Source organism: Microbacterium sp. 22215 (assembly GCF_052045655.1).
Lineage (GTDB): Bacteria > Actinomycetota > Actinomycetes > Actinomycetales > Microbacteriaceae > Microbacterium > Microbacterium phyllosphaerae.
In genome coordinates, this window is record NZ_JBQEPC010000011.1 from 136,516 (window position 1) to 161,462 (window position 24,947).

At 68.2% G+C, this 24,947-nt stretch carries 27 protein-coding genes and 3 tRNA genes; 12 read left to right on the forward strand and 18 right to left on the reverse strand.

All coding sequences use genetic code 11. The annotated features are described in order from the left end of the window. Positions 1-19: 19 nt before the first annotated feature. From ACTJKH_RS16280 to hpt, 10 genes are all read right to left on the reverse strand, one after another. The gene (locus ACTJKH_RS16280) at positions 20-724 is read right to left on the reverse strand and encodes a DUF2520 domain-containing protein (RefSeq protein ID WP_210096979.1); all 705 of its coding nucleotides are present in this window, start codon (positions 722-724) and stop codon (positions 20-22) included. Beyond that, positions 717-2,759 carry a PH domain-containing protein gene (locus ACTJKH_RS16285; RefSeq protein WP_440737780.1) on the reverse strand — a complete coding sequence of 681 codons (2,043 nt, stop codon included), beginning with the start codon at positions 2,757-2,759 and terminating at the stop codon, positions 717-719. Before ACTJKH_RS16285 ends, ACTJKH_RS16280 begins: the two co-directional genes overlap by 8 nt. Further along, the gene (locus ACTJKH_RS16290; protein WP_210096977.1) at positions 2,756-3,352 is read right to left on the reverse strand and encodes a PH domain-containing protein; all 597 of its coding nucleotides are present in this window, start codon (positions 3,350-3,352) and stop codon (positions 2,756-2,758) included. The genes ACTJKH_RS16285 and ACTJKH_RS16290 overlap by 4 nt, the downstream gene beginning before the upstream one ends. Beyond that, a complete protein-coding gene (locus ACTJKH_RS16295; protein WP_440737781.1) occupies positions 3,288-3,785 on the reverse strand; it encodes a DUF3180 domain-containing protein in 498 nt (165 codons plus the stop codon). Before ACTJKH_RS16295 ends, ACTJKH_RS16290 begins: the two co-directional genes overlap by 65 nt. Continuing rightward, positions 3,782-4,321 (reverse strand): 2-amino-4-hydroxy-6-hydroxymethyldihydropteridine diphosphokinase, encoded by a 540-nt coding sequence (gene folK, locus ACTJKH_RS16300; protein ID WP_210096975.1) that lies wholly within the window; start codon positions 4,319-4,321, stop codon positions 3,782-3,784. Before folK ends, ACTJKH_RS16295 begins: the two co-directional genes overlap by 4 nt. Next, positions 4,318-4,710 carry a dihydroneopterin aldolase gene (folB, locus tag ACTJKH_RS16305; protein ID WP_440737782.1) on the reverse strand — a complete coding sequence of 131 codons (393 nt, stop codon included), beginning with the start codon at positions 4,708-4,710 and terminating at the stop codon, positions 4,318-4,320. The genes folK and folB overlap by 4 nt, the downstream gene beginning before the upstream one ends. 3 nt (positions 4,711-4,713) lie before the next feature. Beyond that, positions 4,714-5,514: a dihydropteroate synthase gene (gene folP / locus ACTJKH_RS16310; protein WP_440737783.1), complete on the reverse strand. Its 801-nt coding sequence runs from the start codon at positions 5,512-5,514 to the stop codon at positions 4,714-4,716. Continuing rightward, complete coding sequence (folE, locus tag ACTJKH_RS16315; protein ID WP_440737784.1) at positions 5,511-6,119, reverse strand: GTP cyclohydrolase I; 609 nt, start codon at positions 6,117-6,119, stop codon at positions 5,511-5,513. Before folE ends, folP begins: the two co-directional genes overlap by 4 nt. Positions 6,120-6,122: 3 nt before the next feature. Beyond that, positions 6,123-8,123 (reverse strand): ATP-dependent zinc metalloprotease FtsH, encoded by a 2,001-nt coding sequence (gene ftsH, locus ACTJKH_RS16320; RefSeq protein ID WP_259160442.1) that lies wholly within the window; start codon positions 8,121-8,123, stop codon positions 6,123-6,125. Between the two features lie 80 nt (positions 8,124-8,203). Beyond that, positions 8,204-8,755 carry a hypoxanthine phosphoribosyltransferase gene (gene hpt / locus ACTJKH_RS16325; protein ID WP_440737785.1) on the reverse strand — a complete coding sequence of 184 codons (552 nt, stop codon included), beginning with the start codon at positions 8,753-8,755 and terminating at the stop codon, positions 8,204-8,206. Positions 8,756-8,893: 138 nt separating this feature from the next. Here hpt and ACTJKH_RS16330 point away from each other — a divergent pair, with 138 nt between their 5' ends. Further along, complete coding sequence (locus ACTJKH_RS16330; protein ID WP_440737786.1) at positions 8,894-9,487, forward strand: DUF937 domain-containing protein; 594 nt, start codon at positions 8,894-8,896, stop codon at positions 9,485-9,487. A gap of 17 nt (positions 9,488-9,504) precedes the next feature. Here the strand turns inward: ACTJKH_RS16330 and tilS are convergent, their stop codons facing one another. Further along, complete coding sequence (gene tilS / locus ACTJKH_RS16335) at positions 9,505-10,491, reverse strand: tRNA lysidine(34) synthetase TilS (RefSeq protein ID WP_440737787.1); 987 nt, start codon at positions 10,489-10,491, stop codon at positions 9,505-9,507. A gap of 77 nt (positions 10,492-10,568) precedes the next feature. Between tilS and ACTJKH_RS16340 the strand changes: the two genes are divergently transcribed. Both ACTJKH_RS16340 and ACTJKH_RS16345 read left to right on the forward strand, forming a co-directional pair. Further along, positions 10,569-11,201, forward strand: coding sequence for a TMEM175 family protein (locus ACTJKH_RS16340; protein ID WP_440737788.1), 633 nt, complete (start codon positions 10,569-10,571; stop codon positions 11,199-11,201). Between the two features lie 91 nt (positions 11,202-11,292). Then, the gene (locus ACTJKH_RS16345) at positions 11,293-11,784 is read left to right on the forward strand and encodes an inorganic diphosphatase (RefSeq protein WP_215168831.1); all 492 of its coding nucleotides are present in this window, start codon (positions 11,293-11,295) and stop codon (positions 11,782-11,784) included. A 72-nt stretch (positions 11,785-11,856) separates the two neighbouring features. On the opposite strand, the gene ACTJKH_RS16350 is transcribed toward ACTJKH_RS16345, so the two are convergent. Then, positions 11,857-13,221, reverse strand: a complete 1,365-nt coding sequence (locus ACTJKH_RS16350) for a peptidoglycan DD-metalloendopeptidase family protein (RefSeq protein ID WP_440737789.1) — start codon at positions 13,219-13,221, stop codon at positions 11,857-11,859. A gap of 211 nt (positions 13,222-13,432) precedes the next feature. Between ACTJKH_RS16350 and ACTJKH_RS16355 the strand changes: the two genes are divergently transcribed. The 4 genes from ACTJKH_RS16355 (at position 13,433) to ACTJKH_RS16370 (ending at position 14,590) form a co-directional block, all read left to right on the forward strand. Beyond that, positions 13,433-13,505, forward strand: a tRNA-Glu gene (locus tag ACTJKH_RS16355). A gap of 29 nt (positions 13,506-13,534) precedes the next feature. Next, a tRNA-Asp gene (locus ACTJKH_RS16360) sits at positions 13,535-13,608 on the forward strand. A gap of 69 nt (positions 13,609-13,677) precedes the next feature. Further along, positions 13,678-13,750 (forward strand) — tRNA-Phe (locus ACTJKH_RS16365). A 216-nt stretch (positions 13,751-13,966) separates the two neighbouring features. Further along, positions 13,967-14,590, forward strand: coding sequence for a GntR family transcriptional regulator (locus tag ACTJKH_RS16370; protein ID WP_440737790.1), 624 nt, complete (start codon positions 13,967-13,969; stop codon positions 14,588-14,590). A 298-nt stretch (positions 14,591-14,888) separates the two neighbouring features. Here ACTJKH_RS16370 and ACTJKH_RS16375 read toward each other — a convergent pair whose 3' ends face one another. Then, the gene (locus ACTJKH_RS16375; RefSeq protein ID WP_440737791.1) at positions 14,889-16,133 is read right to left on the reverse strand and encodes an FG-GAP-like repeat-containing protein; all 1,245 of its coding nucleotides are present in this window, start codon (positions 16,131-16,133) and stop codon (positions 14,889-14,891) included. 121 nt (positions 16,134-16,254) lie between these two features. On the opposite strand from ACTJKH_RS16375, the gene ACTJKH_RS16380 reads away from it, so the two are divergent. Continuing rightward, complete coding sequence (locus tag ACTJKH_RS16380; protein WP_440737792.1) at positions 16,255-17,175, forward strand: AEC family transporter; 921 nt, start codon at positions 16,255-16,257, stop codon at positions 17,173-17,175. Here ACTJKH_RS16380 and ACTJKH_RS16385 read toward each other — a convergent pair. Further along, on the reverse strand, positions 17,156-17,890 hold the full coding sequence (locus ACTJKH_RS16385; protein ID WP_440737793.1) for a DUF2071 domain-containing protein: 735 nt from the start codon (positions 17,888-17,890) through the stop codon (positions 17,156-17,158). The genes ACTJKH_RS16380 and ACTJKH_RS16385 overlap by 20 nt on opposite strands. A 72-nt stretch (positions 17,891-17,962) precedes the next feature. Here ACTJKH_RS16385 and ACTJKH_RS16390 point away from each other — a divergent pair, with 72 nt between their 5' ends. From ACTJKH_RS16390 to ACTJKH_RS16405, 4 genes are all read left to right on the forward strand, one after another. Further along, positions 17,963-18,466 carry a hypothetical protein gene (locus ACTJKH_RS16390; RefSeq protein WP_440737794.1) on the forward strand — a complete coding sequence of 168 codons (504 nt, stop codon included), beginning with the start codon at positions 17,963-17,965 and terminating at the stop codon, positions 18,464-18,466. Positions 18,467-18,614: 148 nt separating this feature from the next. Continuing rightward, complete coding sequence (locus ACTJKH_RS16395) at positions 18,615-20,042, forward strand: cell division initiation protein (protein ID WP_440737795.1); 1,428 nt, start codon at positions 18,615-18,617, stop codon at positions 20,040-20,042. A 143-nt stretch (positions 20,043-20,185) separates the two neighbouring features. Continuing rightward, the gene (locus ACTJKH_RS16400) at positions 20,186-21,088 is read left to right on the forward strand and encodes an ABC transporter ATP-binding protein (protein ID WP_440737796.1); all 903 of its coding nucleotides are present in this window, start codon (positions 20,186-20,188) and stop codon (positions 21,086-21,088) included. After that, positions 21,085-21,915, forward strand: a complete 831-nt coding sequence (locus ACTJKH_RS16405) for an ABC transporter permease (protein WP_440737797.1) — start codon at positions 21,085-21,087, stop codon at positions 21,913-21,915. Before ACTJKH_RS16400 ends, ACTJKH_RS16405 begins: the two co-directional genes overlap by 4 nt. A 71-nt stretch (positions 21,916-21,986) precedes the next feature. On the opposite strand, the gene ACTJKH_RS16410 is transcribed toward ACTJKH_RS16405, so the two are convergent. The 4 genes from ACTJKH_RS16410 to tatC form a co-directional block, all read right to left on the reverse strand. Next, positions 21,987-23,108, reverse strand: coding sequence for a fatty acid desaturase family protein (locus ACTJKH_RS16410; protein WP_440737801.1), 1,122 nt, complete (start codon positions 23,106-23,108; stop codon positions 21,987-21,989). A gap of 145 nt (positions 23,109-23,253) precedes the next feature. Continuing rightward, on the reverse strand, positions 23,254-23,538 hold the full coding sequence (locus tag ACTJKH_RS16415) for a hypothetical protein (protein WP_210096956.1): 285 nt from the start codon (positions 23,536-23,538) through the stop codon (positions 23,254-23,256). A 193-nt stretch (positions 23,539-23,731) separates the two neighbouring features. Continuing rightward, positions 23,732-24,154 carry a Sec-independent protein translocase subunit TatA/TatB gene (locus ACTJKH_RS16420; protein ID WP_440737798.1) on the reverse strand — a complete coding sequence of 141 codons (423 nt, stop codon included), beginning with the start codon at positions 24,152-24,154 and terminating at the stop codon, positions 23,732-23,734. 2 nt (positions 24,155-24,156) lie between these two features. Continuing rightward, positions 24,157-24,947, reverse strand: a 791-nt coding sequence (tatC, locus tag ACTJKH_RS16425) for a twin-arginine translocase subunit TatC (protein WP_440737799.1), incomplete at its 5' end; no start/stop codon positions are given.

Genomic DNA, 24,947 nt, shown 5'->3' on the forward strand with positions numbered 1-24,947 from the left:
GCGGCGCGGACGTCTGGCCTCAGAGCAGGGGCGAGGGGCCGGATGCGTCGCGCAGCGCCCTCTCGACGGTCGACTGCACCAGAGCCGACAGGTATCCACCGGGGTTCTCGACGCCGATCTCACCGAGGCGGGTGGTCGACTGCACGATGATCGACCGCGAGAATTCGGTCGCCGCCTGGATCGCATCGGCGTACGCCGCACGATCGGCCTCGGCGATGACGACGGGCTCGCATCCCATCTCGACCGCCAGCGCCTGGGCGATCGGGAGCACGGCGGCGGGCGCTGTCACCGCGGCGTAGCTCGCCTGCAGCTGGCGCAGGTCGATCGTCGTGCCCGTGAACGTGATGGCCGGGTGCACGGCGAGAGGGATCGCCCCGCGCTCGGCGGCGGGGCGGAGCACCTCGATCCCGTGCCCGGGGTCGGTGTGCAGCACGAGCTGGCCGAGCTGCCAGCCGCCGACCTCGGCGATACCCGCGATCAGAGCGGGCAGCTCGTCATGAGGAACGGCGACGACGACGAGTTCGCTGCGCCGCACGACTTCGAGCGCGTCCAGGATCGGCACGTCGGGCAGCACGGCCGACGCACGATCGTCGTCCGAGCCGCTCGTGATGCCCGTGACTGCGTGGCCGGCGCCGGCGAGCGCCGCACCGATGACCGGGCCGACACGACCGGCTCCGATGATGCCGACCCCGAGGCGCCCGTCACGGCGCGACGGATCACTCACGGTTCGGAGCCGGGGGCGCCGGCGGGGCAGGCGGCAGCTGTACCGGCGGGGCCGGCGGCAGCTGTACCGGCGAGACCGGCGGAGCAGGCGGAGCAGCGGGCGGGACCACCGGCGGCGCGGGCGGCTGCGCCGCCGGCGCGGGTGGCACAGGCGAAGACACAGGAGGAACAGGAGGCGCGACCGGAGGCGCGGGTGGAGCAGGCGGCGCCCCATACGGTGCGGGCGGCATCGACGGCTGTACGGGTGATGCCACGGGCGGCGCACCGAGCTCACCGACCCCGACCTCGCTGCCGGCCCCCGGATACCCGCCGGGAACCTGCTCGCCCTCGGCATCCGTCACGTACTCGCCCCAGCGGTGCGTGTGGTCGCGGGCCGCCGCAGCGACGGCGGCCGAGCTCACGCCGTCGAGAAGGAACAGGGCGTCGTCACGCTCCAGGCCCGAGAGATATCCGGTGATGAGGCCTTGGACCGAGTGCACCTGGGCGCCCGACACGCGCTGTGCGCGGTCGATCGGTCCCTGCGAGAGCGAGACGCCCTGCAGCCGCGCGAGCGGGAAGATCGCCAGCTTGCGCCAGACCGTTCCCCGCCGAAGCAGCAGACCGAAGTCGGTGAGCGCATATCCGTGCCGCTTCCACGACAGGGGCCTGCGCCACCAGGCCCGGCGCGCCATCGTCCGGTACGGGTCTCCCTCGACGGGGCCGAGGATCCCGTGCTCCCACACGAGCGGGATGTCGGCGACCGGCGCGTCGGGAAGGATCAGCGCGAGCACCCGTTCGACATCGGCGCGCTTGCCGACGGGGAGCACCACGTTGAACTGCTGCGCGGAGCTCGACGACTGCTGCGCCGCGCTCTTGCCGCTCATGCGGTTGATCTTGATCGTCCACCAGCCGAACGGGCGCCACAGCAGCGACTGCGTGACCTCGACCGCGAAGATCCGCCCCGGCGGCAGCGTCTCGGTGACGGTGGTCAGCAGGCCGTACGTGATGCGCACGCCGTCCGGCGTCGGTGCGATCGAGTAGCGCAGCGACTTCGAGATCTGCGCCCACGTGATACCCACGACCGCGATGATCATCGGGATTCCGATTCCGAGCGTGATCCCGAGACCGAGGAACCCTTCGATCGGATCCCCGTCGACCAGCGACCCGATCGCCACGCCGCCGACCGCCACGCCGAAGATCAAACCGAAGAACACCAGCCACAGCACACTCGAGATCACCTGGGATCCGATCAGGCGCCCTGCGGGGATCTTCACCACGCTCTCGGGTTCGACGTCGGCGAGGTCGACGCCGCCGATGAGTCCGTTCACGCCGGCGTTCACGGATCCGACGAGCTGAGCCCGGGTCGACGAGGGACCGCCGGGAGCGCCCGGAGCTGCTGCGGGCGAGGCAGGCGCGTGCACCCCGGATGCCGCGTCCGCCGCCGTCTGCCGCGCGGCGCGAGCACCCGAGGCGAGCCGCAGGATGTCGGCACGCACGGACTCCGCGCGAGGCGTGGCGAGGTACTCGAGCTCGACGTTCGAGTCGGTGCCCGCGCCGACGACCTCGAGCTTCGCGAGCCCGATGATGCGCGCGGGGAAGGGCCGCGTGAGGTTGACACCCTGCACGCGGTCGAGCGGCGCCCGCCGGTGGGAGCGGAACACGATGCCCTTGCGCACCTCGACGTGGTCACCCGTGATGCGGAACTGCTGGAAGCGCCATACGAACCAGAAGATCGCGACCAGCACCACCGCCAGCGCCAGCACGCCGAGCAGGACGACGAGCACCAGGTTGTTGGCGAGCACCCAGTCGACCGGATCGCCGCCGGTGTAGTCGTCGTAGTGCGCCTCTTCCGGGGTGAAGAGATCCACGAACCAGGCGATGAGACGGTCGCGCAGGTTCGCGATCGCGATACCGGCGACGATGATGAGCGCCAGGCCGCCCTTGAAGAGCGGCGTGAGCGGATGCATCCGATGCCACTCGCCGTCTGCGAGCGTCGTCGGATCCCCCTCCGCCGGCCCGCCCGAGTTCGGGGGCGCCGGGAGCTGCTGCTCGCTCACAGGCCCGTCCGGCGGGTCTCGGCCACGTGGATGAGGGTGTCTCGCAGCGCCTCGGCTGCGGCCTGGGTGAGGCCGGGGATCTGCACGCCGGTCGTCGCGGCGGCCGTCACCATCTTGAGCTGGGTGACTCCGAAGGCGCGGTCGAGAGGGCCCTGGGTGATGTCGACGAGCTGCATGCGTCCGTACGGCACCGCGATCATGCGCTGCCACAGGATGCCCTTGCGGAAGACGATGTCGTCGGTGCGCAGCATGTAGCCGATGGCCTTCGCCTGACGCGGCAGGATGACCAGGGTGATCAGCGTGATGAGCACGACGACACCGGCGGGGATCCACACCCACGTCTGGTGCAGCACGAGCGCGAGAACCAGCGCGACGGCGAGCACGAATGCCACGAAGATCAGGTTCTGCACGATCTGCGACACGACGTAGCGCGGCGAGATCTGGTGCCAGCTTCCGTCGAGCTCGAGTCTCGCCTCGCTGCGGGCGGTGCGCAGCTGCGCGTACGTCCCCTGGTCGAGGGCCGTGAGGTCAGTGACCTCCGCCGAGTTCAGCGGGGCCGGGATCCCCGGCTCGATCTCTGGGTTCTGAGTCATCAGGATCCTTCGGAAGTATGCAGAACTGTTCGGCGATGAGCGCGGCGACCGCGAGCACGATCGCGCTTCCGATCAGTGCCAGCATCGCCACAGTCGACCCTACCGGGGGATCTATCGGCCTGGTCAGAAGGAAGACCAGAAGCCCCGCACCGAAGCCCGCCATGATCGCTCCCACCAGGCTGGACGCCCGGGCGAGGGTGACCGCTCTGGTCGCACGGAAGGGATCGATGCGGACGCCGTTGCGCACGCTCGACCGCACGGGCCACGCCACTGCGAGCGAGGCGGCCGCGATCAGCAGCAGCAGCACGGGCAGCAGGAGCGACGGCGTGAAGGTGGTGCGCCCCATCGCGGTGAGCATGTGGTCGAGCACGAAGCCCGCAGCCCCCGCGAGAATCGCGAGGACCACGAGCAGACCGACGGAGGTGCGCTTCATCGCTCCCCCTGATCGTGCAGGCGGGCGACCAGGTCGGCGACCCTGCCGTGGTCGGGAAGCACTGCCCCGGCATCGAGCGCAAGCCAGGGCTCGAGCACGAAGAGTCGCTCGAAGGCCCGCGGATGCGGCAGCTGAAGGCGGTCATCGTCGGATCTCTCATCGCCGTACGCGATCAGATCCAGGTCGAGCGTGCGGTCACCCCAGCGCTCGTGACGCTCCCTGCCGTGCTCGTCCTCGATCGCGTGCAGCATCCCCAGCAGGATGCCGGGCGCGAGCCGTGTGGTGACCAGCGCCACCGCGTTGACGTATCCGGGGGCCTCGGGGTCTGGGCCGTCGAGACGAAGAGCGACCGTCTCGACGAGCGGGGACAGACGGACGTCGCTGACCAGAGGCAATCTCGAGATACGCTCGGCGGCCGCGCGGATCGTACGCTCACGGTCGCCGAGGTTCGCTCCGAAGGCGACCACGGCCACCGCGTCTCCCCTGCCGGGGCGCGGACCGGGGATGCTCGGCGGGTTCGCCAGGTTGCGGCTCATCGCGAGGACTCCACGGTCGGGTGCTTCTGCGCGCGGTGCACCGTCACGGCGACGTCGCTGAAGGTGAGGGCGATCGGGGCGTGCGGCTTGTGTACCGTCACGCTCACGGAGTGCACGCGCGAGTCCGACAGAGCGACGTCGGCGATGCGCTCCGCCAGCGTCTCGATGAGGTTGACGGGCTCCCCGGCGACCACGGCGGCCACCTTCTCGGCGAGCTCGCCGTAGTGCACGGTGTCGAGCACGTCGTCGGATGCCGCGGCGGCGCCGAGCGGCATCATCAGGCGCAGATCGATCGTGAACTCCTGCCCGTTCTCGCGCTCGTGATCGTAGACGCCGTGCCGGCCGAACACCGTGAGCCCCGTCAGGACGATCTCATCGAGGAAATCCATGCTCTAACCCTCCCAGGCGTGCGCGATGGCGAGAGCATCGCGCGTGGCACCGACATCGTGCACCCGCACGGCCCAGACGCCCGCTCGCGCCGCCAGCGCGCTCGTCACGGCGGTCGCGAGGTCGCGGCGGGCTTCCGAGACCTCGGCGGGGTCGGCTCCGAGCGTCTCGGCGAGGAACCTCTTACGGGAGGTGCCGATGAGGACGCGCGGTCCCAGAGCGACGATCTGGTCGAGTCCTCGAAGGACGCCCCAGTTCTGCCCGCCCTTCTTCGAGAAGCCGATGCCCGGATCGACGATGAGTCGAGACGGGGCGATCCCGGCAGCGGCGGCGGCTCCCATGCGCTCCTGCAGCTCCCCCGCGACTTCTCGGGCGGCACGGCGGTACTCGGCGTGGGCGTACATGTCGTCGGAGAAGTCCCGCCAGTGGCCGATCGCATAGTCGGCGCCGGATTCGGCGACGGCCGCGAGCATCTCCGGGTCGGCGAGGCCGCCGGAGACGTCGTTCACGATCCGCGCTCCGGCCCGCACGGCTGCCGCGGCAGTCGACGCGTTGAGCGTGTCGATGCTCACGGGCACGCCCTCGGCGGCCAGCCGCTCGATCACGGGCAGCACGCGTCTCTGCTCCTCCGCGGTTCCCACCCGCTCGGCGCCGGGCCTCGTCGACTCGCCACCGATGTCGAGCACGGTGGCTCCCTCGGCGCGCAGCCGCAGGCCGTGCGCGACACCATGGTCGACGTCGAGATACCGCCCGCCGTCGCTGAACGAGTCGGGGGTGACGTTGACGATGCCCCAGATACCGGTCATGCGTGCGCCGCTCCCGAACCCGGTGATGCGCCGATGAGGGCGATGAGCTCTGCCCGCGCGACCGCATCCGTGTACTCACCGCGCGCGGCGATGGTCAGGGTCGATGCCTCGGGCTGGCGTCCGCCGCGCATCGTGACGCAGCCGTGGCTCGCGTCGAGCACGACCAGCACGCCGCGGGTGTCGAGGTGCTCGGCGATCGTGTCGGCGATCTGCTCGCCGAGTCGCTCCTGCACCTGCGGCCGCGCGGCGAGCGTCTCGACCACGCGCACCAGCGCCCCGAGGCCGACGACCTGCTCGCCCGGAAGATACGCGATGTGCGCGCGACCGGCGAACGGCAGCAGGTGGTGCTCGCACACCGAGCGGAAGCGGATGTCACGCAGCAGCACCGCGCCGGACGGAAGCGTGTCGGGCGCAGGGCCGCGGGCCACGCTGATCGTGTGCGCGAGGGGTGCCGCGGCATCCTCTCCGACTCCGGCGAAGAACTCCGCGTACAGCTCGCCCATGCGCGAGGGAGTCTGCTTCAGACCGGGGCGGTCCGGGTCCTCCCCGATCGCCTCGAGCAGTTCCCGTGTGAGCCGCTCGACACGTGCACGGTCGACAGACACGGGTCAGGCCGTCGCGGGTCGTGCCTGACCGGCGTTCGCGGATCCCTGCTGCGTGCGCGCAGCCGCCGAGGGAGCCTCGACCGAGGCGGCGAGCGAGACGTCCTTCTTCGGGACCTCGATCGGAGGCCGCTCCGACACCGGGCGGGCCTCGCTGGAGAGCCAGAGCGGACGCTCGGGGAGCTTCTTGACCTCGGTGAAGATCTCCGCGATCTGGTTGTGATCGAGCGTCTCCTCCTCGAGCAGGGCCAGCGCGAGCCGGTCGAGGATGTCGCGGTTGGCGCTGATGACCTCGTAGGCCTCGTTGTGCGCCTGCTCGATGAGCGCTCGCACCTCGGCATCCACCCGCTCCGCAACCTTCTCGGAGTACTCGCGGCCGCGTCCCATGTCGCGTGCGACGAACATGTCGCCACCCTCGGAACCGAGCTTGACCGGACCGACCTGGGTGGTCATGCCGTACTCGATGACCATCTTGCGGGCGATCGACGTCGCCTTCTCGATGTCGTTCGAGGCGCCGGTGGTCGGGTCGTGGAAGATGATCTCCTCGGCGACGCGTCCGCCCATGGCGTAGGTGAGCTGATCCTGCAGCTCGTTGCGTGTGACGGAGTACTTGTCATCGAGCGGCAGCACCATCGTGTATCCGAGCGCCTTGCCCCGGGGAAGGATGGTGATCTTCGTCACGGGGTCGGTGTAGTTCATCGCCGCAGCTGCGAGGGCATGGCCGCCCTCGTGGTACGCGGTGATGAGCTTCTCCTTGTCCTTCATGACGCGGGTGCGGCGCTGAGGACCGGCGATCACGCGGTCGATCGCCTCGTCGAGGGCGCGGTTGTCGACCAGCTGCGCGTTCGAGCGCGCCGTCAGCAGAGCGGCCTCGTTGAGCACGTTGGCGAGGTCTGCACCGGTGAATCCGGGAGTCTTGCGGGCGACGACCTCGAGGTCGACGCTCTTGGCCAGCGGCTTTCCCTTGCTGTGCACCTCGAGGATCTTCTGGCGACCGCGGAGGTCGGGGGCGTCGACGCCGATCTGGCGGTCGAAGCGACCGGGGCGCAGCAGGGCGGGGTCGAGGATGTCGGGGCGGTTCGTCGCCGCGATCACGATGACGTTCGCGTTCGGGTCGAACCCGTCCATCTCGACGAGCATCTGGTTGAGCGTCTGCTCGCGCTCGTCGTTTCCGCCGCCCATGCCGGCACCGCGGTGGCGACCGACTGCATCGATCTCGTCGATGAAGATGATCGCGGGAGAGTTCTCCTTGGCCACGTTGAAGAGGTCTCGCACGCGGGATGCGCCGACACCGACGAACATCTCGACGAAGTCAGAACCCGAGATCGAGTAGAACGGCGCTCCGGCCTCGCCGGCGACGGCTCGGGCGAGCAGCGTCTTTCCGGTTCCGGGAGGGCCGTACAGCAGCACGCCCTTCGGGATGCGGGCGCCGATGGCCTGGAACTTGGCCGGGTCCTGCAGGAACTCCTTGATCTCGTGGAGCTCCTCGATCGCCTCGTCCGCACCGGCGACGTCGGCGAAGGTGACCGTCGGTGTCTCCTTGTTGACGAGCTTGGCCTTGGACTTGCCGAACTGCATGACCTTGCCACCGCCGCCCTGCATCGACGACAGCAGCCACCAGAACAGCAGGCCGAGCAGCACCAGGGGAAGAAGAAGGGAGAGGATGCCGTCGAACCAGGTCGCACGCGGCACGGCGTCGTTGAAGCCGTCCTTCGGATCGGCGTCGTTGATCGCCTTGACGACCTCGTCGGCTCGGGCGTCGACGTAGTAGAACTGCACGTTCTCGGAGCCTTCGAACGCCTTCGACAGCGTCATGTCGACCCGCTGGTCGCCGTCGGTGTTGACGACCTCGGTGACCGACTCGCCGGCGAGCAGCTTCAGACCCTCCTGGGTCGTGATCTGCTTCGGCGCGCCGAGGTTCGAGATCAGCAGGAAGCCGCCGAACAGCAGCAGACCGATCAGGGCGACGTAGATCAGCGGATTCCGAGTGAGCTTCTTGACATCCATGGTCGGATCAGCGTATCGCGCGTGCCCTAAGTGGCCGCTGTGCGTTCACCCACGGCGTATCGGCACGCCGCGGGAGTGCGTCAGCTGTAGACGTGCGGCGCGAGCACGGCGACGTCGCGCAGGTTGCGGTAGCGCTCGTCGTAGTCGAGGCCGTAGCCCACGACGAAGTCGGTGGGGATGTCGAAGCCGACGTACTTGCAGTCGATGACCACCTTCGCGGCCTCGGGCTTGCGCAGCAGCGCGAGCACCTCGATCGACTCGGCTCCCCGCGACTCGAAGTTCTCGAGCAGCCAGCTGAGGGTGAGCCCCGAGTCGATGATGTCCTCGACGATCAGCACGTGCTTGCCGTTGAGGTCGGTGTCGAGGTCCTTGCGGATCTGCACCACGCCGCTCGACTTGGTGCTGGCGCCGTAGCTCGACACCGCCATCCAGTCCATCGGAGCGTGGAAGGGCAGCGCACGGGCGAAGTCGGCCATGACCATCACCGCCCCCTTGAGCACGCCCACGAGGATGAGCTCCTTGCCCTCGTAGTCGACGGCGACCTGAGTCGCGAGCTCATCGAGCTTCGCGATGATCTCCTCCTCGGTGACGAGGATCTGAGCAAGGTCGTCCTGGATTTCCGCGGCGCGCATGGATCGATTTTAGGTGACGCGCACCGATGCTCCCGCACAGGATCCGCAGATCGGCAACCAGAATTCCGGGTGCACCGCCCGCATCCGCACTACTCTGAGCCGTGACACGGGCGGATGCCCCAGACGGAAGGAATCTCCATGGCTCTTGACGACATCCTGAAGCAGGTGCCGATCGACGACATCGCCGCGAAGCTCGGAGTCTCCCCCGACGTCGCCAAGTCCGCGGTCGAGCAGGGCGGTGCGGTGCTGCTCGGCGGCCTGGCGAAGAACGCGTCCACCGCCGAGGGCTCCTCCGCGATCGAGAACGCGCTCAAGCGCCACGAAGGCACGACCGGCGCAGCGAAGGTCGACGACATCGACCAGGCCGACGGCGGCAAGATCGTCTCGCATATCCTCGGCGCCGACGAGAAGAAGGTCACTCAGAAGCTCACCGAGTCGAAGGAGACCGCGGGCATCGACTTCGGCAAGCTCCTCCCGATCCTCGCTCCGATCGTGATGGGCCTGATCGCCAACGCGAACAAGGGCACCTCCACGAAGTCCGGGACGGCAGAGGCGGAGTCGGGCGGCGGCGGCATCGGCGATGTGATCGGCGGACTGCTCGGCGGCGGCAACTCTTCGGGCGGCGGCGGAATCGGCGACCTGCTCGGCGGACTCCTCGGCGGCGGCAACTCTTCGGGCGGCGGCGGAATCGGCGACCTGCTCGGCGGACTCCTCGGCGGCGGCAAGAAGTAGCCGCCAGAGGCCGCGATTCAGCGCGCGGTGAAGACGATGCGCCCGCCCTGTCGAGCGGCGGAGCACTCCGGAAGATCGATGGGTCCCTGACCCGACCAGTCCGTCACGAGACGGGCCACCTCGAGGGTCTGCAATCGCGTCAGACTCACGCCGAACTCACTGTCGACGACGAGGCGGATGATGCGGTTGCGCAGTGCCGCGGGATTGGCGGCGAGCGCCGCGACGCTGACGGATATCCCCGCCTCGGCGTGCTCGACGATGTCCTCGATGGTCTCGTGGATCATCTCGTCGAACGCCTCGGCATCCTCGCGCAGCTGTTCCGCCGTGCGCACGAGCGCCTCGGCGATGCCCGGTCCGAGTTCGGATTCGAGAACCGGCAGCACACGGTCACGGACGCGCACCCGAGCGAAGCGCTCCTCGGAGTTGTGGGGGTCGTCCCAGAAGTCGAGAGCGGATGCCGTGCAGAATGCCCGGGTCGTCGCGCGCCGGACTCCGAGCAGCGGACGCACCCAACGGACGCCGTCGTCGTCCTCGCGCACCGGGGCCATCCCCTGCAGGCTGGCGGCACCGGAGCCGCGGGCGAGGCCGAGCAGCACCGTCTCGGCCTGGTCGTCGAGTGTGTGGCCGAGCAGCACGGCGACAGCACGGGCATCCGTCGCGGCGTCCTTCAGTGCCCGGTAGCGGGCGTCTCGCGCCGCGGCCTCGGGCCCGCCTTCGCCCCCCACCTCGACGCGGACGATGCCGGCCTCCACCCCGAGAGCGGTCGCCGTGCTCGCCGCACGCGCGGCGACGGCATCCGAGTCGGCCTGCAGACCGTGGTCGACCGTGACGGTCCGCACACGCACCCCGAGCTTGGGTCCTTCGAATGCGGCCGCCGCGGCGAGCGCGAGAGAATCCGCGCCCCCGGAGAGAGCGACGACGACGGTCGACCCCTCGGGCAGGTCGGCGAGCGCGGTGCGCACGGCGAGTCGGATCTCGGCGATGACAGGTGAGAGCGAGGGCACGGCTCCACGGTAGATCACCACGAGGGATCGCGGCGTGACGGTCGCGCTGAGCACTCGTGTGGTTCTAACCTGACGCCGTGACTGATCACACAGTGCGGTTCCGGACCGAGCGGTTCAAGGCGTTCGTCGACGCGGTGGTGGCGATCGCGATGACGCTGCTGATCCTGCCGCTCATGGAGTCGGTGTCGGATGCCGCGTCGAACAGGCTGAGCACCGCGGAGTTCTTCGACGAGCACTCCGGCCAACTGCTGAGCTTCGGGCTCAGCTTCGTCCTCATCGCGACGTTCTGGATGGGACATCACCGCCAGTACCGCGACGTGGAATGGATCACGAGCCCCCTGCTGTGGATCAACGTCGCGTGGATGGCGACGATCGTCTGGCTGCCCGTGCCGACCGCGATGATCGGCCAGATGGACACCGACCTGCTGCAGCCGGTGGTCTACATCGGCACCCTGATCCTCACCCAGGTCACGACTCTCGCCGGCTGGGTGTTCCTGCTGCGCCACCCCGATTTCACCACCACCCCGGTCGAGACGCTGCGGGCGGGAGTCATCGGCGATCTTGCCGCCATCATCCTGTTCCTCGTCGCCCTCGCGATCGCGGTCTTCGTCCAGCCCTACGGGTATGCAGGACTGCTCGTCCTGCTCCTGAGCGGCGTGGTGACGAAGCTGCTGGACCGGGTCGCGCGGCGCCGCCCCACAGTGGGATGACCGTCTCGCTGCGGAAGAGGTCCGAGGTGCTCGGCCACCCCCGGCTAGGCTAGTGCGCGGCATCCAACCGTCATTTCTGAGGAGCACACGCATGGGCGCACACGACGCCGTCATCGAGATCCCGCGCGGCAGCCGCGTGAAGTACGAGGTCGACCACGAGACCGGACGAGTGCACCTCGACCGCGTGCTCTACACGACCTTCGGGTACCCCGCCGACTACGGCTACTTCGACAACACGCTCGGCGAGGACGGCGATCCGCTCGACGTGCTCGTGCTCCTCGACCACGCCATCTACCCGGGCGTCGTCGTCGAGGTCCGCCCCGTCGCCGTGCTGAAGATGAGCGACGAGGCCGGCGGAGACGACAAGCTCGTCGCCGTGCTGTCGAAGGACCCTCGCTGGGCTCACATCCAGGACATCGACGACATCGCCGAGTACACGAAGAAGGAGATCTCGCACTTCTTCGAGCACTACAAGGACCTCGAGCCCAACAAGTGGGTCAAGGTCGACGAGTGGGGCGACGCCGCAGAGGCGCAGCGCATCCTCGACGAGGCGATCGTCCGTTTCGGCGAGCAGGGTCACTGACCCTCTGACGACGAAGAAGACCCCCGGTTCCGCTCAGCGGCCGGGGGTCTTTCTCGTTCCGACGGCGAGATCTCAGACCGAGATCCCGCGGTTGGCGAGGAACGTGATCGGGTTCGTGTACGCCCCGTTGATGTAGACCTCGAAGTGGAGGTGGCAGCCCACGGATGCTCCCGTGTTGCCCGCGTACGCGATGACCTGACCGGCGCTCACCCGTGAGCCGTTGCGCACCGCGAATCCGCCGTCCCTGATGTGCGCGTAGCCGGATGCGACTCCGCCACCGTGCTGGATGCGGATGTAGTTGCCGTAGTTGCCGTTGGGCCCCGCGTAGTCGACCGTGCCCGCGTGGGCCGCGTAGATCGCCGCACCGCAGCCGTTGGCGAGATCGACGCCGTAGTGGAAGGCGGAGCAGGCCGGGCAGGGCCGCGGACGCGATCCGAAGCCCGCGCTCCGGTGCCCACCGTGCGGGCGGACCCAGCCGCCGGTGCCGGCCGACCCTCCGGTTCCGCCGCCTCCGCCTCCGCCGCCGTTCCCTGCCGCGGCGGCTGCGGCCTCGGCCGCCTCCCGACGCTTGCGCTCCTCCTCGGCCTTGCGCACGCCCTCTTTGTAGCTGGCGACGGTGGTCGCCGTCTTGCTCTTGAGCGCGGCGAGCTGCGCCTGCATCGTGGCGAGGTTCGCCGACTGCTCGTCGAGGGCCACCTGGGCGGCGTCGGCGGCGGCCTGAGCCTCGATCATCTTCTGCTCGGCGAGCTGCTGCAGGCGGTCGCGCTCGGTGCGGGCGACGACGGCCTGATCGCTGAGCGACTGCGCGGAGTTGCGCGCGGCGACCGCGTTGTCGTGCACCGTCTGGTTGTACTGGTAGACCTTGTCCATCGTGCCGAGGCGCGAGAGCAGCTCGTCGGCGTTGTCGGCGGACCCGGCGAAGAAGAGCTCGAGGGCGGTGTCGTCGCCGCCGTTGCGATAGATCTGCGCAGCGAGCTGCGCAGCCTTCGTGGTGGCGTCATCTGCGACGACGGCCTGCGCGTCGGCCTGGCCCTGCAGCTCCTCTGCCACGGCGATCGCGTCGAAGTACGCCAGCTGCGCGGCGTTGTACTCCTCGCCCGCGAGCTGGGCCTTGGCCTGCGCATCGGCCACCCGCTGCTTGAGCGACTGGATGAGCCCCTCGATGCGTGTGACCTCGGATGCCTTCGCCGACTCGTTCTTCATGGCGTTCTGCACGTCGTCCCAGCTGGGGTACGACGCCGCGTACGCGGCGGTCACGCCGGAGGAGACGCCGAAGGCGCTGAGCGCGACGACGCTGAGGGCGCCGAGAGTGATGGCGCTGCGACGGCTGACCGAGCCGTTCTTCCAGAAGCCGCGACTCTCCGCGGCCGTGGGCGCGCAGCCGCAATCGTCGGATGCCGCCGCAGCAGCATCCGTCGTGGAGTGCTTGTCGTTCACACGGCCCCTTCCGCCGGTTTCACAAATGCCACACTAACAACATCCTTCACATCCGCACCAGGCAGCGGACAGTGTTCACGGGCACAGTGATACGACTCCATCGTCCTCCCGAACACGCCCGGGAGACAGCAGGCTCGCCCTCGATTCGCGTTTTGCCCGAATCGTCCCTTATGCTTGAGCGTCGGCAAGGAAGTCCCCCGGGACAGACTTCGGCCCCATCGTTTAGCGGCCTAGGACGCCGCCCTTTCACGGCGGTAGCACGGGTTCGAATCCCGTTGGGGTCACTCCTTCCGGTACAATTGAAAACAAGTATGGCCCTGTAGCGCAGTTGGTTAGCGTGCCGCCCTGTCACGGCGGAGGTCGCGGGTTCAAGTCCCGTCAGGGTCGCTCTAAGCGACGGGCCCTTTTCTTCGAGAAGGGCCTTTCGCCTAGGTGCGACAGGTTCGCCGGTCGCACGGCTCTGTAGCTCAGTTGGTAGAGCGCACGACTGAAAATCGTGAGGTCACGGGATCGACGCCCGTCGGAGCCACAAGGACCGTCGTTACAACGGTCCCAGAAACCCTCGCCTAGCTTCTACATGGCGGGGGTTTTGCCTTGCCCGGGCGAAGACTGCGTCTGAGCCACTCCCCGCGCCATCCCGCCCCGGCCGTGTGACGCCCTCCGCAGAGCCGCCCGGCAACGGCGACCACGAAGACGCATACCGTATCCTCAGCGATTTCTTTGTTAAGCACCCTAAAATATCGATATGGGACCTGAACTGCCCGTTGCGCCTGGGGCGCAGCGGAACCTGGGGCCGGACGAGCTCTTCCGTCGCCTCGCGACGTCGATCGCGGACGGCACGTACGCCCCCGGCGCGAAGCTGAGCGACAAGGCGATCGCCGACGATCTCGGCGTCACGCGCACTCCGGTCCGCGAAGCCGTGCAGCGCCTCGCGCGCGCAGGCCTCATGGAGGTGCACGCGAATCGCTACTCGATGGTCACTGACATCACCGACGAGCGTTCGCGCATCACGCGTGAGTTCGCGGCGTCACAGGGCGGCGAGATCATCCGAGAGGCCGCCCTCGCACTGTCCGACAGCGACCTCGTCATCGCCTGCGACCTGATCCAACAGGCGATCGAGTCTGTCGAGTCGGGCGAAGGGTGGATCGAGGCCCACGTCGAACTCTTCGAGTTCCTCACCGACCGCGCCCTCAACGATCTGTACCGCCTGATGCTGAGCGACTTCTGGTACCTCGTGTTCCGCGACCTCTACCTCGGCGCACCCCGCGTGGACACGAGGGAATCGCTCGAAGAGCTCGAATCGGCGATGCGCGCCCGCAGCGCGAACGCCGGCGTGAAGGCTGTCCAGCGGATGCTCCGCTTCAAGTAGCAGAATCGAAGACGTAGTTCCGGTCCTCCCGCGCCCGAACGGGGAGGACCGGAGCAGTCGATGAGAAGGTCCGCAAGCGCACCCACCCCCATGTGGGCGCTCAAGACCGAGAGAACTCGAGGGCACCGTCTGGTTCGACCGACGGAGAGCGGCGTGACGCGGCTCGTCTGTACTGCCAGCGTAAGGCGGCCGCCCGATTCACGCTCATCGGCGCTCGACCGTTGACGCGGGCCCGCTCAGACTGATACGCGCCGAGCGCCGTTCGATCCCGAGCTGCCAGGACGAGATCCTCGCCGTGTCAGTGGATGAGGCGATGCCCGTTCCAGCCGGTGCCGGCCTTCACCCTCGCACCGAACCCTGATCCACGCCACGGGTAGAGCCACAGGACTCCCGCGGCGTCGCGCGCGATGAGGTCGGGGTAACCGTCGCCGTTGTAGTCGGCGCCGCCGGTGAGAGCGGTCAGGCTGCTCCAGCCCTTCCCGATCTGCACCCGCGCGGACACTCCTGAGCCGTTCCCCGAAGCCAGCAGCAGCCTGCCGCCCGCGTCGCGCCCGACGACATCCGCGATCCCGTCCAGGCCGAAGTCGCCGACGACGATCGTGTCGATGTCACCCCAGCCGTAGTCGATCTGTATCGGAGAGGCGAAGGTCCCGTCGCCGTTGCCCGAGTGCAGATAGAGGTATCCGTCCGCCGCGATGCTGACGAGGTCCATCCGCCCGTCGCCGTTGAAGTCGGCGCCGCCGGCGACGATCCTGGCGCTGTTCCAGCCGGCACCGACGAGCGTGGCCGTGAAGGAATTCTTCCCCGCACCACGGTAGAACCAGAGGTTCCCGTCCGTGCGCACGGCCACGAAATCGCCCTTGCCGTCGCCGTTGAAGTCTCCGTGCACGATCGCCCTCGTCGAGCCCCAGCCGGTGCCGAGCGTGACGGTCGCCCATCCGCCCTTGCCGTTGCCGTTGTAAACCGACATCCGTCCCGCTGAGGAGAGGGCGATGAGGTCGGCCTTGGCATCGCCGTTGATGTCGGCGTTCACGGAGGTCGACGGCCGTGGAGTGAGCGGGGCCAGAGCCGTGACGTTGCGCTGACCGCACGAGAAGTAGGTGTTGGTGAGGTTGACGCCGTTGCGGAGCAACTCGAAGTGCAGGTGCGCACCCGTGCTGTTGCCGGTACTCCCGACCTTCCCGAGCAGCGCCCCCTGCGCCACGGTCGCACCCACCTTCAGCTTCACCGTTCCGTAGACGAGGTGCGCGTAGCGCGTCGTGTAGCCGTTGGCGTGCGTGATCACGACCTGGCTCCCGTAGCCCGTGGTCGCGTTGGAGTTGACGGCAGTGGTGACCGTTCCCGCAGCGGTCGAGTACACGTTGGCGTTGGCGTTCTGATTGATGTCGACGCCGGCATGGGTGGGGCGAGCCCCTGCAGGACACCCCCGGACGATGTCCGCGACCCGCCCACTCACGGGGGTGACGAACTGAGAGGCTGCCTGCGCCGCAGGCGCCGGGATGAGAGACCCGACCACGATGGCGATCGCCGCGATTGCCCCCACGAGCAGCCGGGACGAGCGAGGCGCAGAGGTCCCTGAGCGGCGATTCGATTGATTCATGAGTACAAACGTATGGAAAGTCTCGTGATCCGCAAACATCCGACCGAATGTATACGCTCGAATCATGCTCGACACGCTCACCGGATTCGCCGTCGTGGGTGTCGCGATCGCCCTGGGTTATGTGCTCGGGCGGATCGATCTGCTCGGTCCGCACGCCCGGCATGTGCTGGGTCGTCTGATCTTCTTCGTGCTCTCCCCCTTCCTGCTGTTCACGGTGCTCGCCCACGCCGATGCGAAGATGCTCTTCTCCTCCCTTCTGCCGGTCTCGGCGATCGCCGCGGTCGCCATCATCGCCGTCTACGCGCTCATCGCCCGGCTGTGGTGGAGGCGTTCCGTCGGTGAGACGCTGATCGGCGCACTCTCCGCGGGCCAGGTCAACTCGAACAACATCGGCATCCCGCTGTCGCTGTACCTTCTGGGCAGCGCGGCCTACCCCGCTCCCGTCGTCCTGATGCAGCTGCTGGTGTTCACGCCGATCTCGCTGACGATCCTCGACGCGGTCACCAGCGACCGCGTCTCCCTGCGCAGGACGCTCGTGCGCACCGCGACGAACCCGATCATCATCGCCTCCCTGCTCGGGACGCTCGTGTCGGTGCTGGGCATCACCCTGCCGCCGATCGTGATGCAGCCGGCACAGCTGATCGCGGACGCCGCGGTGCCCGTGCTGCTCATCAGCTACGGCATCTCGCTGCACGGCCAGCGGGTCCTCGGGGCCCCGGGGCATCGCCGCGACATCATCCTCGCGACGACGCTCAAGCTCATCGCGATGCCCGTGGTCGCCTGGGTCGTGGCCGATCTCGTCTTCGGCCTCTCGCCCTCCGAGGTGCTGATCGTCGTCATCCTCGCCGCTCTCCCGACCGCGCAGAACGTGTTCAACTACTCGCAGCGCTACGACATCGGCGAGACGATCTCACGCGACACCGTGTTCCTGACCACGCTCGGATGCCTTCCCGTGCTGGTCCTGATCATGTTCCTGCTGGGCTGAGGCTCCCGGACTCACGCCGTCTGCCCGCGTCTGACAGGACGAGCGGAAGGTCGCGCATGACGACCACGCTGTCGAAGACGGCGGATCCCTCGGGGAGGGCGTCGAAGAACGACGACCGGAGGTGGTGCAGCTGCGCCGCCTCGACGTTCCAGGCGTCGGTCTCGAGTGCGACGGGTTCGACGCTGCGCCCGTCTCGCCCCAGTGACCACCCGATCTGCCCCGCACGATAGAAGGCGGATGCCGCATCGAGGGATTCGAAGACCCCGCTCGACCAGTCACCGCTCACTTCGACATCCGCGTCCAGGCTGTGCTCCCCCGCCTGCATCGTGACGGCGTACCGGTCGCCCGACTCCTCAGTGCGGAATCGCGCCTTGCGATGCACCCCGGGGAACAGTCGCCCACCGAAGAGCACCGGATGCCACGCCGAACTGTGCCGCCCGACGATGAACACGCCGCGCTCGACGCCGTCGGGGCCGTCCCATTCGACGGCGATCCGATGAGCGGCGTTCTCGGAACGAAGGCCCCAGCGACGCGGCATCCGGCTCGGCCTGATCGATTCCAGTCCGAGGACGCACACCCCGGCGAGCGCGGATCCGCCGACCAGCTGGGGGCGGAACCCCTCGGGGAGCAGCGAAGAGGCCACCTCGGGGTCGACGCGGTAGCTGATCAGGAGTCGCCTGCGGAGCTGGGCTCGGACATCGCGGATGATCGTCATATTCCGAATCTAGCACTGTAGCTAAATTACTCCAATGAGTTTCTCTCGATGAGCGCCCCGTAGGTTGGAGCCGTGGACAACCCGCTCTTCTTCATCGTGGTGATCATCGCCGTCATCGTGCTGGCGGTCTTCCTGCCCCGGTGGGTCCGGCGGTCGAGCGGCTCGGCCGGAGACCGCGAGAGCCGGCGAATCAGCACATCCCGGCTCGACGAGACCCTCCGCGAGCTCGGGACCACCATCGTGCTCCACGCGCCCGAGGCCGTGACCCGCGAGATCGTCGACGGCATCGTGCTGCAGCAGCCGCGGAAGTTCACTGTGCTGCCCGACGGCGGCTACGGCATCCGCTTCGTCGAACCCGACGACACCGTCGTGCGCCTCATCGAGGCCGAAGACGGCACGCATCTTCAGGTCGAGGGGTTCCGCGAATACCTGGGAGCGCCGAAGACCACTCAGTTCTGGGCGGAGCTGCGTTCGCAGGTCGTCGCTGCGGCGACCGCTCGGAGCATCGTGGCGGAGGCAGGACGAGATGTCCGTCACCGTCGCGACGACACCACCGGATCCTGGACCCTGCAGTAGTCGGCGAACCGGGTGCATCTCACAGCCGGCGCAACTAGGCTGTGGTATTGCCAACGACGCGTCCGGCCCCCTTTTCGGGCGGGCAGCGGCGGCATCACTTCTCATCACAGTCCTCAGTCCCTGTGACCTGCGCCGGAAAGGCTGACCCATGAGTGAAACTCCCGAGAACGACCGCACCCCCGACTTCTTCGACAAGCTGATCGAAGAGAACCCGCGTGAGCAGTCCGGCTTCACGGCCTCGTTCCGCGGCTACGACAAGGCCGAGGTCGACTCGGCTCTCAGCACCCTGCGCAATCAGCTGAAGCAGGCGAAGGCCGATCTCGCCGCGACAGAGGCACGTCATGAGGACGCGGTCGAGGCTCTCCGCGACGAGGAGCGCATCGCTCGCGAGGAGCTCGAGGCCGAGCTGCTCGCCGCCAAGGCCAAGGCCGCCGAGACCGAGCAGCAGGTCGCCACGCTCACGAACGAGCTCGTCGACACTCCCCGCGCCGACGGCCAGGACGCCCCCTCGCGCGAGCAGTTCGAGGCCATCCTCCGTGTCGCCGAGGAGCAGGCGAACGTCCTGATCCAGAACGCGGCGGTGCAGGCCGACCGGCTGATGGCCGCCGCTCGCGAAGAGGTCACCACGCAGCGCGCCGAGGCGGATGCCGATGTCACGCGCATCATCGCCCAGGCTCAGCACGACGCCGACCAGGTGCGCCTCAAGATCGACACCGAGTACACCGCGCATGAGGCGACGCTCGAACGCGAAGCCGCGCACGCCGCTGAGAAGGTGCACCAGGCGACGCAGGAGGCCACGGCCATCCGCACCGAGGCCGAGAAGGGCGCTGCGGCGCTGCGCTCCCTCGTCACACGGGAGACCACCCAGCTGCGCGCGGACGCCGAGCGCGAGGTACGCGAGATGAACGCCCGAGTGCTCGAGTTCGAAGAGACGCTCACCCGTCGCCAGGACGACGCGCAGCAGGAGTTCCTCGTGCTGCACAACCAGGCCGTTGCCCACGCCGAGCGCATCACCACCGACGCCAACGAGCAGGTCGCGGCGTCGCTCGAGCACGCGCAGCGCATCTCCGGCAAGGCCGACGACTACGAGCGCCTGATGCGCTCGCAGGCGCAGACCATCGAGGCGGATGCTCAGGTGCGCGCGCGCGACACGCTCGACCGCGCTCGGGTGAAGTCGCAGAAGATCGTCGACTCCGTCACGAGCCACACCTCGACGGTGCTCCGCGACGCCGAGGACCACGCCCGTCAGCTGCGGTGGCAGCAGCAGCAGCTCGCCAGCTTCATGGCCGAGGTGCGCGAGCTGATCCGCCCCGACGGCATCTTCAGCGACGAGGCGTCGACACTCGGAGCCGTCACGAAGGCAGCGGATGCCGACGAGGACGCCGAGCTCGACACCGTGGATGCCGAGCTGATCGACGAGTCCGACGACACCGAGTCCGCTGAGGAGTTCCACGGCGACGAGGGATTCCGCGGCGACGAGGCACTCGATGACGAGCTTCTCGACGACGACGCGGAGACCATCGACGGCAAGATCACGATCGAGGTCGTCGAGAGCGACGAGAAGGCATCGCGCTGAGCATCCTCTCCTGACATCTCGGGGCGCAGGCGGATCATCCGTCTGCGCCCCGAGCCGTCTCCGGTGCATCTGCCGCCCGGTGGATGCACCGCTTCGCCGTTCCACGGCTTCCGCTCACGCGCCGCCCAGGGCACGCTGTACTCATGACAGACAGCGTGATCGCGGTGCGGGACCTGCGCAAGGACTACGGCGGGTTCACCGCCGTCGACGGCATCAGTTTCGACATCCGCCGGGGTGAGACCTTCGCGCTGCTCGGACCCAACGGCGCCGGCAAGTCGACGACGATCGAGATCCTCGAGGGATACCGGCATCGCACGTCCGGCGATGTGCGAGTTCTCGGTGTGGATCCGCAGCGCGGCGGCCTGGAGTGGAAGGCGCGCCTCGGCATCGTGCTGCAGTCGACGGGCGAGGCCGGCAACTTCACGGTGCGCGAGCTGCTGACCGAGTTCGCGGGGTACTACCCGAATCCTCGAGACGTCGACGAGGTGATCGCCGCGGTCGGCCTGGAGACCAAGCAACGAGCGAGGGCGGGCAAGCTCTCGGGCGGTCAGCAGCGCCGCCTCGACGTGGCACTGGGGATCATCGGTCGCCCCGAACTGCTCTTCCTCGACGAGCCGACCACGGGGTTCGATCCGGAAGCTCGACGTCAGTTCTGGGGACTCATCCGCACGCTCAAGGCTGAGGGCACCACCATACTGCTCACCACGCACTACCTCGATGAGGCGGCCCAGCTCGGCGACCGTGCCGCTGTGATCACGAACGGTGTCATCGTCGCGATCGGGCCGATCGACGAGATCGGCGGAACCGACGCCCGAACGCCGGTGGTGCGCTGGCTGGATGCGCAGGGCACCCGTCATGAGCGGCGCACGACGACTCCCGGCGCGGTCGTGTCGGCGCTCCACGAGGCCGGAGGCGAGCCCGACGGCCTCGAAGTGGTGCGGCCCACGCTCGAGGACATCTACCTCGGTCTCATCCGCGAGCACAGCGCGGATGCCGACGAGGATCCGACCGACGATCTGCGCGCCGATGTGAAGGAGCCGGCATGAACGCCGAGAGCACACCCGTCGCCTTCGGCCCGTCACGGACGGTGCGCCTCGGCATCCGGCGCATCGGCTTCGAACTGCGCCAGTACTTCCGCGCGAGCGACCAGGTCTTCTTCACGTTCCTCTTCCCGACGCTGATGTACCTGATCTTCGCGACGATCTTCACCGGAGACGTCGGCCAGGGTACCGACAAGATCAGCATGGCGACCTACTACCTTCCGGGCCTCGTCGCCGGCGGGATCTTCCTCTCCGGGATGCAGGGTCTGTCGATCGAGATCGCGGTCGAGAAGAGCGACGGCACGCTGAAGCGTCTCGGCAGCACGCCCATCTCGCCCGTGACGTACTTCATCGGCAAGATCGGAGAGGTCTTCGTCACCGCCATCCTCCAGATCTCGCTGCTGCTGATCGTCGCGGTCGTCCTCTACGGTGTCGAACTTCCCTCCGATGCCGACGCCTGGGGCCGGTTCGCCTGGGTGTTCGTCCTGGGGCTCCTGACCTGCACGATGCTCGGGATCGCGCTGTCGGCCCTGCCTCGCTCGGGCAAGACCGCCTCAGCCGTGGTGATCCCGGTCGTGCTGCTGCTGCAGTTCATCTCCGGCGTCTACATCGCCTTCTCCTCGCTCCCCGAGTGGCTCCAGAACGTCGCCTCCGCGTTCCCGCTCAAGTGGATCGCCCAGGGCATGCGCGCAGCCATCCTCCCCGATTCCTTCGGGGCGGCGGAGCCGAACGGCGGGTGGGAGCTCGGACTCGTCGCCATCGCCCTCGCGGTCTGGCTCGTGGCCGGGATCATCCTGAGCCGCGCGACCTTCCGCTGGATCCGACGCGACTGACACCTCGCTTCGCAACGCGAAAGGCCCCCATCCCGAAGGATGGGGGCCTTTCGACGACTCGCGCCGGGTGTCTACGCGCGGACGAACTGTGCGGCTGCGGGGCAGTCGAACGGATCGGCACCGGCGGCGAGACCGACGCGGTTGAGGTACTGGATGACGATCGCGTACGACCGGCCGAGGCTGGTCTCGGTGTACGGCACGTTGTTGGCTGCGCAGTAGTCGCGGACGACCTCGCGGGCCTTCGAGAGGTGCGGGCGGGGCATGTTCGGGAACAGGTGGTGCTCGACCTGGTAGTTGAGTCCGCCCATGAGCCAGGTGGCCCACCATCCGCCACGGATGTTGCGCGAGGTGCGCACCTGCTTCGAGAAGAAGTCGAGGCGGGCGCTCGGGTCGATGATCGGCATGCCCTTGTGGTTCGGCGCGAACGACGCGCCCATGTAGACGCCGAAGACCGCGAGCTGGACGCCCATGAAGGCGAAAGCCATGCCGAGCGGCAGCATCAGGAAGACCGGGACGAGCACGATCGCGAAGCGGAGGGCGATGAGCCCGAGCTCGATCCAGCGGCCCTTGGCCTTCTTGCTGGTCACGAGGTGCTTGACGCCGAGGTAGTGCAGGTTCAGTCCCTCGAGCGTGAGCAGCGGGAAGAAGAACCATCCCTGCTTGCGCGTGATGAGACGGACCAGGCCGCGCGACTGCGCAGCATCCGTCTCGAGGAACGAGATCGTGTCGACCTCGATGTCGGGGTCCTTGCCGACCTGGTTCGGGTTGCCGTGGTGCTTGGTGTGCTTGGAGTCCCACCAGGAGTAGCTGATACCGACCACGCCTGCGGCGAGGATGCGGGCGAGGCGGAAGTTCGCCGGGCCCGTCGAGAGGATCTGGCGGTGGGCGGCCTCATGGGCGAGGAACGCCACCTGAGTGAGGATGATGCCGAGCGCCCCGGCCATCAGGAGCTGGAACCAGCTGTCGCCGAGCAGGATGAAGCCGGTGACGACACCGCCGAGGGCGACGGCGAGGCCGGCTGCGACGAAGATGTAGAACCATCCGGCGCGCTGCAGCAGGCCGGTCTCGCGGATGACCTGCGACACCTGCTTGTAGGCGTGGGTCATCGGCGGGATGTCTGCGTTGCCCGAATACGTCTGACGTACGGGGCCGAGGGTGGCTGCGGTCTTTTCGACCTGTGCAATGGAGATGATGCTCTCCTGTCGATTGGAGCCCTTGAGCTGTGGAAAGCCCAAGGCAGATCGCCCAACGCTTACCTCAACATAACCCCCCGCACATGCACTGTGGGGAATACGTCGCGGACTCTGTGACGACTCTGTGGCACGTCACAGGCGATGGTCAGGCGCGCGCCCGATGCGGGCCGCGCCGCAGCACCTGACGCAGCCGCCGCGAGAACGCCGACGGGCGCCGTTCAGGCGTGTTCGCGCCCTCCAGGGCGTCGCGGGCATCGTCGAGGGACTCGAACGAGCCGAGCTCCGTACCCCGCTGATCGCGGGCGAGGTGGGTGGTGCCGTCGAACTCGACGAAACCGGCGAATTCACCGGCGCGGGTCGCGACGTGCACGTCGGTGTCGGCCTGTTTCCAGGTCAACGGATCAGAAGGAGGAAAAGTGGTCATGCTCATGGTCATACTCATTGCTGTGTGACGGGCACGCGCTGTCGCGACCCGCAAGATGATGAGATCGAGGGCGGATGCCGCGCGCATCGATGCGCTTGGTCCGTGATGGCCCTGATCAGTGGCTCCGTGGTGGCCTAGAGGGGGGCCAGAACACACGTTGCTCCATCAGTCTAACAGATCGCCGTCTTCCGAACGCGGTTCAGCTCTCCTCGGGCACCCACACGCGACGGGGATGCCCCGACGATCCCGCCATGACCCAGGATCCGGCGGGCGCGGAGGGCTCGCCCTCCGGAGCATCCGGGGGGCTCATCGCAGGCACCGGCACCTCGGCCGGTGAAGAGGCCGCCTCGACCGTCGAACCCTCCGCGTCGGATGCGGCCCACGCTTCGCGGATGATGCGCCGAGGGTCGTACTGTCGAGGGTCCAGCGCGGTCCAGTCCTCTCGGATGGCCGCCACTCCGGTCTCCTGCTCCGCGCGACGGGCGGCGTCTCCGGCCAGCACGGTGAGTCGACGGATCAGCGCGCCCAGCCTCCCCGCGTACTCCGGCAGCCGCCGAGGACCGATGATGACCGCGGCGAGCAGTGCGACGAGGAAGAGCTTCTCGATCGTGAGTCCGAACATCGTCACTCCTCCTCCCTGCGCGAGATGTCTGCGGAGATCGCGGAGAGGCGGCGGCTCGCCGCCCGATCGTGGAGCCAGGCGATGAGAAGCGCCACGAGGAACAGCGCGGTCATGGGCACTGCGATGAGGAACATCGACAGCACGTCGGCGGCCGGTGTCACGATCGCGCTGAAGAGGACGATCGCGACGACGACGATCCGCCAGCTGCGCGCGATCGCCCGTGCCGACAGGATGCCGAGCAGATTCAGCATCACGAGGAACACGGGGAGCACGAAGGCGACACCGGTGGCGAGAACGATCTTGAGGATGAAGTCCACGTAGTACGAGGCCTGGAGAAGGGTGCTGTCCTCCGTCGAGGCGAAGCCGGCGAGCATCTCCACCATGTGCGGGAACAGCAGGAAGCCCGTGACGCACCCGCTCGCGAAGAGCGGGACGGACGCCGCGAGGAACCCGAATGTGTACTTCTTCTCCCGCCGGTTCAGTCCGGGGGCGAGGAAGGCGAACAGCTCGTACATCCAGACAGGGCTCGACAGCGCGATGCCGCCGAAGAGCGCGATCTTGAGCTTGAGGTCGAAGGCTCCGGTGATGCTGTCGTAGTTCAGGCTCGCGTCGCGGGATTCGGCGAGAGCCGTGATCGGCGCCCGCACGATCTCCATGACCTGGTCGGAGAGGAGATAGCCGACCGCCACTCCGACCAGGAGCGCCGCCACCGCGCGGAGAGAGCGCGTGCGCGCCTCGCGCAGATGCGATGACAGCGGCATCCCGGTCGAGGTGTCGGCCCGCGTGGTCGAGG

What these genes read in the sequence shown, in the direction of transcription:
- hpt (WP_440737785.1), bottom strand. Translation starts at nt 8,755, where the DNA reads ATGCGCGCCGCGGAAATCCAGGACGACCTTGCTCAGATCCTCGTCACC.
- folK (WP_210096975.1), bottom strand. Translation starts at nt 4,321, where the DNA reads ATGAGCCGCAACCTGGCGAACCCGCCGAGCATCCCCGGTCCGCGCCCC.
- ACTJKH_RS16420 (WP_440737798.1), bottom strand. Translation starts at nt 24,154, where the DNA reads ATGTTCGGACTCACGATCGAGAAGCTCTTCCTCGTCGCACTGCTCGCC.
- ACTJKH_RS16380 (WP_440737792.1), top strand. Translation starts at nt 16,255, where the DNA reads ATGCTCGACACGCTCACCGGATTCGCCGTCGTGGGTGTCGCGATCGCC.
- ACTJKH_RS16385 (WP_440737793.1), bottom strand. Translation starts at nt 17,890, where the DNA reads ATGACGATCATCCGCGATGTCCGAGCCCAGCTCCGCAGGCGACTCCTG.
- ACTJKH_RS16295 (WP_440737781.1), bottom strand. Translation starts at nt 3,785, where the DNA reads ATGAAGCGCACCTCCGTCGGTCTGCTCGTGGTCCTCGCGATTCTCGCG.
- folB (WP_440737782.1), bottom strand. Translation starts at nt 4,710, where the DNA reads ATGGATTTCCTCGATGAGATCGTCCTGACGGGGCTCACGGTGTTCGGC.
- ACTJKH_RS16345 (WP_215168831.1), top strand. Translation starts at nt 11,293, where the DNA reads ATGGGCGCACACGACGCCGTCATCGAGATCCCGCGCGGCAGCCGCGTG.
- ACTJKH_RS16400 (WP_440737796.1), top strand. Translation starts at nt 20,186, where the DNA reads ATGACAGACAGCGTGATCGCGGTGCGGGACCTGCGCAAGGACTACGGC.
- ACTJKH_RS16370 (WP_440737790.1), top strand. Translation starts at nt 13,967, where the DNA reads ATGGGACCTGAACTGCCCGTTGCGCCTGGGGCGCAGCGGAACCTGGGG.
- ftsH (WP_259160442.1), bottom strand. Translation starts at nt 8,123, where the DNA reads ATGGATGTCAAGAAGCTCACTCGGAATCCGCTGATCTACGTCGCCCTG.
- ACTJKH_RS16415 (WP_210096956.1), bottom strand. Translation starts at nt 23,538, where the DNA reads ATGAGCATGACCACTTTTCCTCCTTCTGATCCGTTGACCTGGAAACAG.
- folP (WP_440737783.1), bottom strand. Translation starts at nt 5,514, where the DNA reads ATGACCGGTATCTGGGGCATCGTCAACGTCACCCCCGACTCGTTCAGC.
- ACTJKH_RS16330 (WP_440737786.1), top strand. Translation starts at nt 8,894, where the DNA reads ATGGCTCTTGACGACATCCTGAAGCAGGTGCCGATCGACGACATCGCC.
- ACTJKH_RS16395 (WP_440737795.1), top strand. Translation starts at nt 18,615, where the DNA reads ATGAGTGAAACTCCCGAGAACGACCGCACCCCCGACTTCTTCGACAAG.
- ACTJKH_RS16405 (WP_440737797.1), top strand. Translation starts at nt 21,085, where the DNA reads ATGAACGCCGAGAGCACACCCGTCGCCTTCGGCCCGTCACGGACGGTG.
- ACTJKH_RS16290 (WP_210096977.1), bottom strand. Translation starts at nt 3,352, where the DNA reads ATGACTCAGAACCCAGAGATCGAGCCGGGGATCCCGGCCCCGCTGAAC.